The organism is Lysobacter sp. A289 (assembly GCF_054072675.1).
In genome coordinates this window covers 327,184-339,449 of sequence record NZ_JBSVRN010000002.1, presented here as the reverse complement: position 1 = coordinate 339,449, position 12,266 = coordinate 327,184, and the positions used below count along the sequence as shown (strand labels likewise).

Below are 12,266 nucleotides of genomic sequence, written 5' to 3'. Positions count from 1 at the left end.
GATGGAGTGTCCGGATGCACCGGGCACGGCCGGGTCGCCGTTCGGCCCGCCCCTCCTCGGGTGGCTCCAACATGCATCTTTCTTCTTCCCTCGTTCCGTCGGCGCTGGCATTCGCCATGGCTGCCGTCCTCCCCGCGCCCGCTGCCGCACAGGCCGCTCAGGCGGAGCTCTACATCGACGTCGCCACGCACACCATGCCCGGCATGGGCGGACTCGGGGCGCTCGGCCGCATGGCCGGGGCCATGTCCGGTGGCAACGCCAGCTACGGCATGGCCCGGCATCCGGGGATGCCCGGCAGGTACCTGGACGTGGCGCTGCACAACCGCAGCCAGCCCGGCACGCCGGCCAACCACGCCGTTCCCAAGGGCCTGCGCCTGGGCGACGAGATCGCGCTCCTGCCGCCCGCGCGCGAACAGGCGCGCCACGACGGCGGCACGGACGGCTCAACCAGCCACCAGGCCCTCGCTGACGGCGGCCCCTACAAGATCCGCTACTACTGGGGCTGCGGCGAGCAGGTGCGCGCCGGCCAGCCGGCCGAGTTCACGATGAGCGTGCGCAACGGCAAGCCGGTCAACAGTGGCCGCGCCATGACGCCGCGCAAGGTGCCGCAGCACGGCATCGACGCCGGCCCCGAGCATGCGCTGTGGCCGAACCAGTCGCACCGCAAATCGGTATCCACGAAGGCGTCGCTGGCCGGCAAGCACCACGTCACCGGTGACGGCCTGCCGGATTCGATGCAGTTCGATCTCGGCCGCGACCACGACTTCCTGCCCGATCTCGAACTCGACCGTGAAACCACCGACCAGGGCACGCTGCTGAGCTGGAGCGGCGTCGATGGCGCGCGCGCCTACTTCATCCACGCCACCGCGTCGGACGGCGACACCATCGTGATGTGGAGCAGCGCCGAGGACGGCTACGCTGGCCCGGAGCTGGTCGACTTCCTGCCCGAATCGCTGGTCGCGCAGTGGACGAAGAAGCGCACGCTGCTGGGCGCCGACGCGCGCAGCTGCCAGATCCCGCGCGAGGTGTTCGCAGGCTCCGCGCCGATGGTGCAGATGATCGCCTACGGCAACGAACGCACGATCACCCAGCCCGGCTGGCGCGTGCACGTGCGCAACAAGTCCACCGCGATGCTGATGCCGTCGGGCGGCGCCATCGGCAATCCTCGGGAGGCCGCGAAACCCGCGGCCAAGGATGCGGCCAAGAGCGTGCTGCGCGGGCTGTTCGGGCGTTGATTGCACGGACTCTCCTGGCCGGACTGATCCTGTCGGGACTTGCCGCCTGCGGAGGAAACGACGGCACCGGCACGGCCAAGGCAGAAGGCGGCTACGCCACCGGGAAAGTCGTCGACACGCAGGGCAAGCCGATTGCCGGAGCAAGAATCCTGCTGGACAACACCGTGTTCTACGCGTCCTACATCAAGGGCTCCACCAAGGAAGACGGCACCTACAGGATCAAGGCCCAGCCCGGCGCATGGCGGGCCTACGCTTCCTTCAAGAAAACATACAACGGGAAAACCTATTCCCTGGATCTGCATCCCGACACCATCGATTCGTTCGACGACACCGGCGCCGTCCGCAACTTCGTCTGGAAACTGGAGGGGCGCGAGCCGGAAAACGAATACAACTACTACGGCGGCCTGGTCACGGTATTCCAGGACACGGATTTCTACGACGACATGGAAGACGTCGAACTGACCTTGACGCCCAGCGGCCCGCTGATCGACGGCTCGGAAGGCAAGACACTCGTCCTGCGGCAGGGAGACCATTACTGGGTGCAGTTCGGCTACCTGCAAGACATCCCGATCGGCCGCTACACGGTCACGGCGATATTGAAGAACAAGGACGGGCCGCGTCCGCTGAGAATCCAGGACTGGCATACGGACGGCGATTTCGAATCGGAACTCCAGCTCGACTTCATACCCAAATCCGGCGGCAGCACAGGCGCTTCCGTATCCATCGTCATCGGTTACTGAAAATCCCACGAACTCATCCGGAGCATCAACCTCATGAAGCTGCAAACCATCGCCCGCGCCGCCGCCCTGTCCACCGCCGGGCTGGTGCTCGCCGCGTGTACCGTCAATTCCAACCCCGACTCCGCACGCGTCGACTGCGGCACACCCGGCCCCCACGGCGTCGACTGCCAGGTGCAGCGCACCGGCGGCGACGGCAGCTTCGAGGCCTGTTGGGATCTGATCATCACCTGCCAGAACGGCGGCGAGATGACCGGCTCGGCCTGCCACGAGATAGCGGCCGGAGAGCGCCAGGGAAGCGAGAACATGCCGGTCGCGGGCTTCTCCAACCAGGACAGCTGTGACGCCCCCGTCTCCGGCAGCGTCGAGCGCCTGAAGGTCACCTCCAGATGATGCGCCCCACGCTCCGTGCCGCGAAAAAACGTTGGTGGTTGGCGGGCCTTGTCGCCGCGTCCCTCGCCCTCGCGCTATCCGCGTGCGAAGCGCCTCCACACGCCGCGGTGGTGAAGTGCTCGGGTTCGAACCTCTCCGACGTCGCCGTCAAGAAGGACTGCACGGTCACCATCGAGAAGTTCGACCGGCAGGCCTCGGCCAGCATCAAGGTCAAGACCAAGCGGCGCCAGGCGTTCGTGACCGGACACTTCACCGTCCAGCAGGGCACGGTACGGATCGAACTGCGGGGCAACACCGGCACCAAGGCGGAGGTGATCGTCAGTCCCGGCCACCCGGGCAGCGTGGAGAGCACCCTGCGTCTGAACAAGCAAAACAGCAGCTTCCGCCTCCGCTTCCATCCGGAGGGTGAAGTCGCCGGCCTTGACGGTCAGGTGTCCTACGAGGCGCGCTGAGCCACCAGGCTCGAAAAGACGAGATGGGGTGAGCGAGATGGACGCCGTCGCCGGCCCTGGGCGACGACAAGCGGGGACGGTGGTCGTGGAATGACACTTCACGCCGAAGGCTGAGAAAGGCCGTTCACAAAAAAATGTCTCATTCCTGTCAGTTCTTGCCGCCCGTTTGCGTGGTTGGAGGGTCCGGCGCTCGTGCGCGGCACGTTTATCCACTACGGAGAGAGACCTCATGCAGTACCCCGCCATCCCCCACACCCTCAAACTCGTGCCGCTCGCCCTTGCGCTCGGCCTGGCCATCGCCATGCCGGCCCAGGCGGCCGTCGGCGGCCCCGACTGCTGGGTGTTCAACACCACCACCAACGAGTGGGAGCAGGACGCCTCGATCGACAAAACCCAGGGCCAGGAGCACGGCGAGGGCAACAGCACCTGCCACGTCGGCGCCAGCGCTTACGGCGAAGGCAACCATGCCAGCGGCACCAACGCCAGCGCGTTCGGCTTCGAGAACATCGTCCGGGGCCACAACAGCACCGCGATCGGCCACAACAACATCGCCGAGGACCGCGAAAGCACCGCGGTCGGCTACCGCAACACGTCCGGCCATCAGGCCAGCGCCGTCGGCCGGTCGAACTCCGCCACGGGGACGCAGAGCATCGCCTTCGGCGGCGGGAACGAGGCCAGCGGCACCTCCGCGGGCGCATTCGGCTTCTCCAACACTGCCAGCGGCGATGACAGCACCGCGTTCGGCCGCAGCAACACCGCCAGCGGCAGCTCCAGCATCGCTTTTGGAAACAACAACATCGCCTCGCTCGATCGCAGCACTGCGATCGGCTACGGCAACAACGCGTCCGGCAGTGGCAGCAATGCGATCGGCGGCGGGAACGAGGCCACCAGCACCACCGCGAATGCCATCGGTAGCGGCAATACCGCCAGCGCCAGCTCCAGCAGCGCGTTCGGCCGCAGCAACGAGGCCGGAGGCGATCTCAGCAGCGCGTTCGGCTTCTCCAACAGCTCGTCCGGCCAGCACAGCAACGCGTTCGGACGCCTCAACGAGGCGGCCGGCTTCGGCAGTACGGCATTCGGCTACAGCAACATCGCCGAGGGTTCACAGACAACCGCGTTCGGCCTGCGCAACACCACCACAGCCGACTCCAGCACGGCGTTCGGCAGCGACAACGAGACTGCCGGCGTCCACAGCGTCGCCTTCGGCAACGGCAATACCACCACCGCCCAACATGCCAGCGCCTTTGGCCGCAGCAACACGGCGGGGGGCGTCCTGAGCAGCGCGTTCGGTTACGGCAACACCACCGACGGCGAGCACACCAATGCCTTCGGGCATAACAACAAGGCCACCGGCGCCCGCAGCAGTGCATTCGGCAGCAGCAATATCGCCAGCGGCGCGCGCAGTACCGCCCTGGGATACAGCTCGGTGGCGACCGGCGATGACAGCCTGGCCCTGGGCTCGGAAGCTAACGCAGCGGGCCCGAACGACATCGCCATCGGCTCCCGCGCTGCGGTACTGGCCGATAACAGCGTTGCCCTGGGTGCGCAGGCGCAGGTGACGGTGGATGCCACCAACTCGGTGGCGCTCGGCGCCTCCTCGGTCGCCAGCGAGGCCAACACGGTCTCGGTCGGCGCTGTCGACAACGAGCGTCGCATCACCAACGTCGCCGATGCCATCACCGGCACCGATGCGGTCAACCTGCGCCAGATGCAGTCCGCGCTGGACGGGGTGGTCGGCGGTGGCGGCATCAGCGAAGCCCGCGTGCAGGAGATCGCGGACACCGGTGACGCGGCCACCCTGACCAGCGCGAATGCGCACTCCGATGCCGGTGATGGCGCCACCCTGGCCACTGCCACTGCCTACACCGATACCCGCGAGACCGCCATCCGCGCCGACATGCAGGCCGGTGATGCCACCACCCTCGCCGGGGCCAACAGCTACACCGACGGGCGCGAGGTCGCCATTCGCACCGACATGCAGTCCGGTGATGCCGCCACCCTCGCCGAGGCCGGCGAGTACACCGACGAGCGCGAGGTCGCCATCCGCGGTGACATGCAGTCTGGCGATACGGCCACGCTGTCGTCGGCCAACACCTACACCGACTCTGCGATCCAGCAGTTGGTCGGTTTCGATGTCGGCGGGATCAACGACCGCATGACCGTACTGGAGGATCGCTTCGAGGACGTTGATCGCCGCCTGCACCAGCAGGATGGCCGGATCGACCGCATGGGTGCCATGAGCGCGGCGATGCTGAACATGGCGATGAACGCCGCCGGCGGTCAGAGCGAGAACGGCCGCATCGCCGTAGGTGCGGGTTTCCAGGGCGGGGAGAAGGGCCTGTCGATCGGCTACGGCAAGCGCATCGGGCGGACCTCGTTCTCATTCGGAACCGCCTTCAGCGGCAGCGAACGCTCGGCGGGCGTGGGCTTCGGCGTCGACCTGTAACCCCCCGGCTCGCAGGCAAACAAAAACCCCGCCTCACGGCGGGGTTTTTGTTGATGCATCCGGAACGGTCGGGCTGGATCAGAAGCCCATGCCGCCCATACCGCCCATCCCACCCATGTCGCCACCGCCGCCGCCCATCGCAGGCTCGTCCTTCTTCGGCACCTCGCCCACCATCGCTTCGGTGGTGATCATCAGGCCGGCAATCGACGCGGCATTCTGCAGCGCGGTGCGGGTGACCTTGGTCGGGTCCAGGATGCCGAACTCGAGCATGTCGCCATACTCGCCGTTGGCGGCGTTGTAGCCGTAGCTACCCTTGCCTTCCATGACCTTGTTGAGGATCACCGAGGCTTCTTCACCAGCGTTGATGACGATCTCGCGCAACGGCGCTTCCATCGCCCGCAGGGCAATGGCGATACCGTGGTTCTGGTCTTCGTTGTCACCCTTCAAACCGGTGATCGCGGCCAGTGCACGGATCAGGGCAACGCCGCCGCCCGGAACCACGCCTTCTTCCACCGCAGCGCGCGTGGCGTGCAGGGCATCTTCGACGCGGGCCTTCTTTTCCTTCATTTCCATCTCGGTCGAGGCACCGACCTTGATCACCGCCACGCCACCGGCCAACTTGGCCACGCGCTCCTGCAGCTTCTCGCGGTCGTAGTCCGAAGAGGTCTCTTCGATCTGCGCCTTGATCTGCTTGATGCGCGCCTCGATGCCACCGGTCTCGCCGGCGCCGTCGATCACGGTGGTGTTCTCCTTGGAGATCTGCACCTTCTTGGCGCGGCCCAGGTCGGCGATGGTCGCCTTCTCGAGCTGCAGGCCGACTTCCTCGGAGATCACGGTGCCGCCGGTGAGCACGGCCATGTCTTCCAGCATCGCCTTGCGACGGTCGCCGAAGCCCGGTGCCTTCACCGCGCAGACCTTGACGATGCCGCGGATGGTGTTGACCACCAGGGTCGCCAGCGCTTCGCCTTCCACGTCCTCGGCAACGATCAGCAACGGCTTGCCAGCCTTCGCCACGCCTTCCAGGACCGGGAGCAGGTCACGCACGTTGGAGATCTTCTTGTCGTAAAGCAGGATGAACGGGTCTTCCAGGTCGGCCTGCATCGACTGCTGGTTGTTGATGAAGTACGGCGACAGGTAGCCACGGTCGAACTGCATGCCCTCGACCACGTCCAGCTCGTTGTCCAGGCCCGAACCGTCTTCAACGGTGATCACGCCTTCCTTGCCGACCTTGTCCATCGCCTTGGCGATCAGGTCACCGATGTTGGCATCGGAGTTGGCCGAGATGGTACCGACCTGGGCGATTTCCTTGCTGGTCGAGGACGGCTTGGAAAGCTTCTTCAGCTCGGCGACGGCCTCGGTTACGGCCTTGTCGATGCCGCGCTTGAGGTCCATCGGGTTCATGCCGGCGGCGACCGCCTTCATGCCCTCGCGGATGAACGCCTGGGCCAGCACGGTCGCGGTGGTGGTGCCGTCGCCGGCATCATCGGAAGTGCGCGAGGCGACTTCCTTGACCATCTGCGCGCCCATGTTTTCGAACTTGTCGGCCAGCTCGATCTCCTTGGCGACGGACACGCCGTCCTTGGTGATCGTTGGGGCGCCATAGCTCTTGTCGAGCACGACGTTGCGGCCCTTCGGGCCCAGAGTTGCCTTGACGGCATTGGCGAGCGTGTTGACACCGCGCAGCATCTTGGAGCGCGCGTCTTCGCCGAAACGAATTTCCTTGGCAGCCATTGTCTAAAACCTCAAAAACGTAAATTGGAGAAAAGAGTGGGTGACCGGCCGGGAAACCCCGGCCCTGGCGCCCGGATCAGTCGAGGATCGCGAAGATGTCGTCTTCCTTCACCACCAGCAGGTCGGTGCCGTCCAGCTTGACCTCGGTGCCGCTGTACTTGCCGAACAGCACCTTGTCGCCGGCCTTGACCTTCGGGGCGCGCACGCTGCCATTGTCCAGGGTCTTGCCTTCGCCAACGGCGACAACCTCGCCCTTGATCGGCTTCTCGGTGGCGGAGTCCGGGATCACGATGCCGCCAGCGGACATCTTTTCTTCTTCCATGCGTTTGATGACCACGCGGTCGAACAGCGGCTTGATATTCATTTGCAGCAACCTCGTAGATGGTTGAAAAAATCGTAAAACGGTGGGATTTCGACGCTCGCGCCGACCGGACCGATACCGGATCAACTGCCAGCGCGCCCGACAAGCCGGGACTGCACACGAAGATGGGGCGTGCGGCAGGGCTTTCAAGGGCTCGTCCGCGGATTAGTTGCCCACGGCGGCGGCAAGCTCGAAGCTGGCGGAATCCGATAAAGAAAGAGCGCGCCTCCCATGGGAAACGCGCTCCTCCTGGTTCGGGAATGGCATCCAGCTCGGCGCATCCTGCGCCCCTCCCCTGACCTGACCCCCTCGTCAAAGCCGACTCCTTGTCGGCCAGCGGCAATATTGGCCGATTTTCGTCACTTTTGCCATAGGCAACCACTATCAGCGCTGCCACCAGAGCACTATCCCGGGCCGTGACGGCGGGCAAGGGCCACCGCCGTCACGAGCAGCTCGCATCAGTACAATCGTCCGCATGTCGGTCGTGATCGTTTATTGCTTAAGAACTCCTGGAGTTGATCGCGGTCGAAGCCGTCGGCGGACACGCCCCGTACCTGGCGTGGATCGCCGAACAGATAAATGATGACGATGACTGAACCGAACCCTTCGCCGCGCTGCATTCGACGCATGGGTGGGTGGACGACCTGGGTCAGCGCCCTTGTCGTGTTGGCGGCGCTGGCATTGCCCGCAGGTGCGGCGATCAATCCCGATGACCTGCTGCCGGTCGACGAGGCATTCGCGGTCAGCGCACGCGCCGGAAGCGCCGATGCGGTCGCCATCCAGTGGAAGATCGCCGATGGCTACTACCTCTACCGCCATCGCATCTCGGTGACCACCGACGCCGGTTTCGAAGCAAGGCCGCTGCAGTTGCCCAAGGGCCAGGCCCACGAAGACGAGTTCTTCGGCAAGGTCGAGACTTATCGTGACCGACTCAGCGCCAGGCTGCCGGGCACGGCGGCGGCCGCCAGCACGACGTTGACGGTCAAGTACCAGGGTTGTGCGGACCTGGGCATCTGCTACCCGCCCCAGACCCGTACGTTGACGGTCGCGTTGCCGGCGCAGCCAGCGCCACTGGACCCATCCGCCGCGAGCCCGGCAAACGCGGATCCGGCAAACGTGGTGTCGCCGCGTTCCGGGAGCGGCCTGTCGAACACGATCAGTGCCAATCCGCTGCTGTCGGGCTCCCGATCATCGGGCTCGTTGCTTGGCGGCTGGACGAATAGCGGCACCGACCCGTTGCCATTGCCGCCCGAGCAGGCGTTCGGCTTCGAGGCCATTGCCGGCGACGGGGACTCGTTGTTACTGCGCTTCACTCCTGCCAGCGGGTATTACCTGTATCGCGACAACACCACGCTGGCGTTGGCTGCAAACGACGCCGGCATCCGCCTGGGTAAACCTCAATGGCCGCGCGGGACGGACCACAGCGACGAATATTTCGGCGATGTCGTGGTGTACTTCGACCAGATCGACGTACCCCTGCCATTGATGCGCCAACGCACGGATGCGACCACGGTCACGCTGACCGCAACCTTCCAGGGCTGCCAGAACGATGGCATCTGTTATCCACCGATGACGCGAACGGTCGATGTGGCGTTGCCGACCGGCACGGCGGCCACCGCAACGGCTGCGGCAAACCAGGCGACGAGCACCGACGCGCCTGCCGTAAACGAAGTGGCCGCCGATATTCCGGATTCGCCGATAGCGAGCAATGCCGACCAGGACTCCAGGGCCGCGATCGGGACAGCCACCCCCGAGGCCACCACGGCGGGCACCGACGGGTTTGCCTCCCCCGGCAGCACCGGCGCACCAGACGCCAACCAGCTACCGCAAGCGCAGGACAGCCTGCTGGCCGACGCTTTGTCGGGACCGAGCCGCTGGTGGGCGCTGCTGAGCTTCTTCGGATTCGGCCTGTTGCTGGCATTTACGCCTTGCGTGCTGCCGATGATCCCGATCCTGTCGGGACTGATTGCCGGCGCATCCGCCGGCCACGACAAGGGGCTGGGTGCCGGGCGCGCATTCGGGTTGTCCTTCGTTTACGTGTTCTCCAGCGCGCTGGTGTTCACGGTCGCCGGCGTGGTGGCGGGGCTGGTGGGCGCGAACGTGCAGATTGCCTTCCAGAACCCGTGGGCATTGGGGACGTTCGCCCTGCTGTTTGTTGCCCTGGCACTGTCCAGCTTCGGTCTGTACGAGCTGCAGCTGCCGTCGGGCCTGCGCAATCGGCTGGGCTCGCTGGCCGACCATCAGCGCGGTGGCTCACTGGCCGGCGTGGCCGTGATGGGCGCGCTGTCGGCGCTGATCGTCGGCCCCTGTGTGGCACCGCCACTGGCCGCAGCCGTGCTCTACATCGGCCAGACCCAGGACCCGGTATTTGGTGGCGCCGCGTTGTTCCTGCTGGCGATGGGCATGGGCGTGCCGCTACTGGCGTTCGGCGTCGCCGCCGGCAAGGGACTGCCGACCAGCGGGCCGTGGATGGTCGCGGTGCAGCGCGCGTTCGGCTTCGTGTTCCTGGGTTTGGCAATATGGATGTTGTCGCGGGTGCTGCCCGACTCGTGGACGCTGGCGCTGTGGGGCTTGCTGTTGATTGCAGCGGCGGCGTCGCTGGCACTGGCGGCCACCAAACCCGCCGCCCGCGACGTGCTGCGCGTGCTGGGCTGGACCGCCGCCATCGCACTGGGCGTGGTCGGGGCGAGCCAGCTGGTCGGATCGCTGGCCGGCAGCAGCGACCCGCTGCGTCCGCTGGACGGTCTGGCCTCGGGCACGGCGACTGAATCGCGCGAGCTGCCATTCCGTCCCATCAAGTCCGTGGCCGACCTGGAACGTGAGGTCGCGGCCGCACGCGATGCCGGCCAACCGCTGCTGCTGGATTTCTATGCCGATTGGTGCGTGGCCTGCAAGGAGATGGAGAAGTACACCTTCCCCGAGCCGCAAGTGCACACTGCGCTGGATGGTTTCGTCCTGCTCAAGGCCGATGTCACCGCCAACGACGCCACGGACCAGGCGCTGATGAAGGCGCTTGGCATCATCGGCCCGCCGGCCACGTTGTACTACGTCGACGGTGCCGAGATACGCGAATTGCGACTGTTCGGTTTCGAAAAAGCCGGCAAGTTCGCCGAACGCGCGCAATACGCACGCAGCTCGATGGGAGCTGGAGCATGAAGTCCGGCACCCGGATCGTGTTGGTCGCGGTGGCCGCCGGCGTCGTGGGCGCCGCTGCCGGATTGTGGTTCAACGGTTCCGATCCATTGTTGCGCAGTGATCTCGGCCAGCGCGCCCTGCACCAGGCGATCTCGGCCACTGCACCGCCCGCGCCGGCCGGGCTTGCAGTCGCCGAGCGCGGCGAGACGATACCGACCCTGCACCTGCCGGATCTGGACGGCCGCATCATCGAATTGCCAGCGGCGCACCTCGGTCGTCCCCAGTTGATCAACTTCTGGGCCAGTTGGTGTGGCCCGTGCATCGAGGAGATGCCGGAGCTGGACCGCTTTGCCACCAGTCAGGCCACTGATGGGACGCAGGTCATCGGCATCGCACTGGACGATGCGGACGCCGTGGACGCGTTCCTGCAGAAGATCCCGGTGAGTTATCCGATCCTGATCGATGCCGCCGGACCGGCCGATTCCGGCGTGCAGTTGGGCAATCTGCGAGGCGTGCTGCCATATACGGTCCTGCTGGATGGCCAGGGTCGGCTGGTCAAGCAGAAGATCGGCCCGTTTCAATCCGGCGAGATTGATCACTGGGTACGCCAATAACCGCCGGGACAGCGGCGTTCCCGGACCCTGACATTTTTCAAACAGCCGCTTAATTTGCGACAACTTCGGCGAAACAACTGCGAACTTCTGGACAGCTGCCCCGCGCTCCGCCACACTGCCGACCTTTCCGATAGCCGGCCCAACATGGCGAAATTGCTGCTCCTGCATGGCCCCAACCTCAATTTGCTTGGCGAGCGCGAGCCGGCCATCTACGGCAGTGCCACCCTGGCCGAGATCGATTCCCGCTTGCGCGCCACCGCCATGGCCGCGGGTCATCAACTCGACAGCCTGCAGTCCAATGCCGAGCACGAACTGGTCGAACGGGTGCAAGTGGCACGCAGTGATGGCACCGCGCTGATCCTGCTCAACCCGGCCGCCTTCACTCATACCAGCGTAGCCCTGCGCGATGCACTCGCCGCCGTTGGGATACCTTTTTACGAAATTCATTTGTCGAACCCGCACGCCCGTGAGCCGTTCCGCGCCCACAGTTACTTCAGCGACCTGGCACTGGGCGTGGTCGCCGGCTTCGGTGCCGACAGCTACCGTTACGCCCTCGATGCCGCCCTGTTGCGGCTAGCGGCCGCCTGACCCCCAGGCACACCGACCATTCATTCCGTCGCCTCGGCGGCACCCGATCAAACACCAAGAGGGCCCACCATGGACCTGCGAAAAATCAAGAAACTGATCGACCTGCTGGAAGAGTCCAACCTGGCCGAGATCGAGATCAAGGAAGGTGAGGAATCCGTCCGTTTGGCGCGCACGCCGCGCGGCGGCTTTCCGACGGTTGCACCAGCGTATGCGCCGATGGCGGCTCCCTTGCCGCCGATGCCGATGGCCTCGCCAGTGGATGCCGCCACCGGCGGCAGCAAACCGGCCGACAGCGACGCCGGATCGGCGCCGGGGCAGGCGTTACCCGAGGGTCACGTCGTGCGCGCGCCGATGGTCGGTACGTTCTACTCGTCTCCGGCACCGGACAAGCCGCCGTTCGTCACCGTCGGCCAGACCGTGGCCGCCGGCGACACGATCGGCATCATCGAAGCGATGAAGATGTTCAACCCGATCGAGGCCGACGCCTCCGGGACCGTGCTCAAGGTCGTGGCCGAGAGCGGCCAGCCGGTCGAGTTCGACCAGCCCCTGTTCGTGATCGGCTGAGGCCGCGGCG

Annotated in this window: 11 protein-coding genes; 9 read left to right on the top strand and 2 right to left on the bottom strand. The window is 65.8% G+C overall.

Going from position 1 to position 12,266, the window contains the following annotated elements; genetic code table 11:
- Positions 1-116 precede the first annotated feature (116 nt).
- The 5 genes from ACW5DN_RS13695 (at position 117) to ACW5DN_RS13675 (ending at position 5,263) form a co-directional block, all read left to right on the top strand.
- Positions 117-1,235 (top strand): hypothetical protein, encoded by a 1,119-nt coding sequence (locus ACW5DN_RS13695; RefSeq protein WP_456963365.1) that lies wholly within the window; start codon positions 117-119, stop codon positions 1,233-1,235.
- On the top strand, positions 1,232-1,975 hold the full coding sequence (locus tag ACW5DN_RS13690) for a carboxypeptidase-like regulatory domain-containing protein (RefSeq protein WP_456963364.1): 744 nt from the start codon (positions 1,232-1,234) through the stop codon (positions 1,973-1,975). The genes ACW5DN_RS13695 and ACW5DN_RS13690 overlap by 4 nt, the downstream gene beginning before the upstream one ends.
- Positions 1,976-2,008: 33 nt before the next feature.
- Positions 2,009-2,365, top strand: coding sequence for a hypothetical protein (locus ACW5DN_RS13685; protein ID WP_456963363.1), 357 nt, complete (start codon positions 2,009-2,011; stop codon positions 2,363-2,365).
- Complete coding sequence (locus ACW5DN_RS13680; RefSeq protein WP_456963362.1) at positions 2,362-2,817, top strand: hypothetical protein; 456 nt, start codon at positions 2,362-2,364, stop codon at positions 2,815-2,817. Before ACW5DN_RS13685 ends, ACW5DN_RS13680 begins: the two co-directional genes overlap by 4 nt.
- A 229-nt stretch (positions 2,818-3,046) precedes the next feature.
- Positions 3,047-5,263: a hypothetical protein gene (locus ACW5DN_RS13675; RefSeq protein ID WP_456963361.1), complete on the top strand. Its 2,217-nt coding sequence runs from the start codon at positions 3,047-3,049 to the stop codon at positions 5,261-5,263.
- A 78-nt stretch (positions 5,264-5,341) separates the two neighbouring features.
- Here ACW5DN_RS13675 and groL read toward each other — a convergent pair whose 3' ends face one another.
- Together groL and groES are read right to left on the bottom strand one after the other, a co-directional pair.
- The gene (groL, locus tag ACW5DN_RS13670) at positions 5,342-6,994 is read right to left on the bottom strand and encodes a chaperonin GroEL (RefSeq protein ID WP_456963360.1); all 1,653 of its coding nucleotides are present in this window, start codon (positions 6,992-6,994) and stop codon (positions 5,342-5,344) included.
- Between the two features lie 76 nt (positions 6,995-7,070).
- A complete protein-coding gene (gene groES, locus ACW5DN_RS13665) occupies positions 7,071-7,358 on the bottom strand; it encodes a co-chaperone GroES (protein WP_456963359.1) in 288 nt (95 codons plus the stop codon).
- Between the two features lie 624 nt (positions 7,359-7,982).
- Between groES and dsbD the strand changes: the two genes are divergently transcribed.
- The 4 genes from dsbD (at position 7,983) to accB (ending at position 12,256) form a co-directional block, all read left to right on the top strand.
- Positions 7,983-10,511 carry a protein-disulfide reductase DsbD gene (gene dsbD / locus ACW5DN_RS13660; RefSeq protein WP_456963358.1) on the top strand — a complete coding sequence of 843 codons (2,529 nt, stop codon included), beginning with the start codon at positions 7,983-7,985 and terminating at the stop codon, positions 10,509-10,511.
- Positions 10,508-11,104, top strand: a complete 597-nt coding sequence (locus ACW5DN_RS13655; protein WP_456963357.1) for a TlpA family protein disulfide reductase — start codon at positions 10,508-10,510, stop codon at positions 11,102-11,104. The genes dsbD and ACW5DN_RS13655 overlap by 4 nt, the downstream gene beginning before the upstream one ends.
- Before the next feature lie 144 nt (positions 11,105-11,248).
- Positions 11,249-11,692, top strand: a complete 444-nt coding sequence (locus ACW5DN_RS13650) for a type II 3-dehydroquinate dehydratase (RefSeq protein WP_456963356.1) — start codon at positions 11,249-11,251, stop codon at positions 11,690-11,692.
- Between the two features lie 69 nt (positions 11,693-11,761).
- Positions 11,762-12,256: an acetyl-CoA carboxylase biotin carboxyl carrier protein gene (accB, locus tag ACW5DN_RS13645; RefSeq protein WP_456963355.1), complete on the top strand. Its 495-nt coding sequence runs from the start codon at positions 11,762-11,764 to the stop codon at positions 12,254-12,256.
- Positions 12,257-12,266: the final 10 nt, after the last annotated feature.

Excerpts from the sequence above, each read along its gene's own strand:
- ACW5DN_RS13695 (WP_456963365.1), top strand. The coding sequence starts at position 117 with ATGGCTGCCGTCCTCCCCGCGCCCGCTGCCGCACAGGCCGCTCAGGCG.
- ACW5DN_RS13685 (WP_456963363.1), top strand. The coding sequence starts at position 2,009 with ATGAAGCTGCAAACCATCGCCCGCGCCGCCGCCCTGTCCACCGCCGGG.
- ACW5DN_RS13680 (WP_456963362.1), top strand. The coding sequence starts at position 2,362 with ATGATGCGCCCCACGCTCCGTGCCGCGAAAAAACGTTGGTGGTTGGCG.
- ACW5DN_RS13675 (WP_456963361.1), top strand. The coding sequence starts at position 3,047 with ATGCAGTACCCCGCCATCCCCCACACCCTCAAACTCGTGCCGCTCGCC.
- groL (WP_456963360.1), bottom strand. The coding sequence starts at position 6,994 with ATGGCTGCCAAGGAAATTCGTTTCGGCGAAGACGCGCGCTCCAAGATG.
- groES (WP_456963359.1), bottom strand. The coding sequence starts at position 7,358 with ATGAATATCAAGCCGCTGTTCGACCGCGTGGTCATCAAACGCATGGAA.
- dsbD (WP_456963358.1), top strand. The coding sequence starts at position 7,983 with ATGGGTGGGTGGACGACCTGGGTCAGCGCCCTTGTCGTGTTGGCGGCG.
- ACW5DN_RS13655 (WP_456963357.1), top strand. The coding sequence starts at position 10,508 with ATGAAGTCCGGCACCCGGATCGTGTTGGTCGCGGTGGCCGCCGGCGTC.
- ACW5DN_RS13650 (WP_456963356.1), top strand. The coding sequence starts at position 11,249 with ATGGCGAAATTGCTGCTCCTGCATGGCCCCAACCTCAATTTGCTTGGC.
- accB (WP_456963355.1), top strand. The coding sequence starts at position 11,762 with ATGGACCTGCGAAAAATCAAGAAACTGATCGACCTGCTGGAAGAGTCC.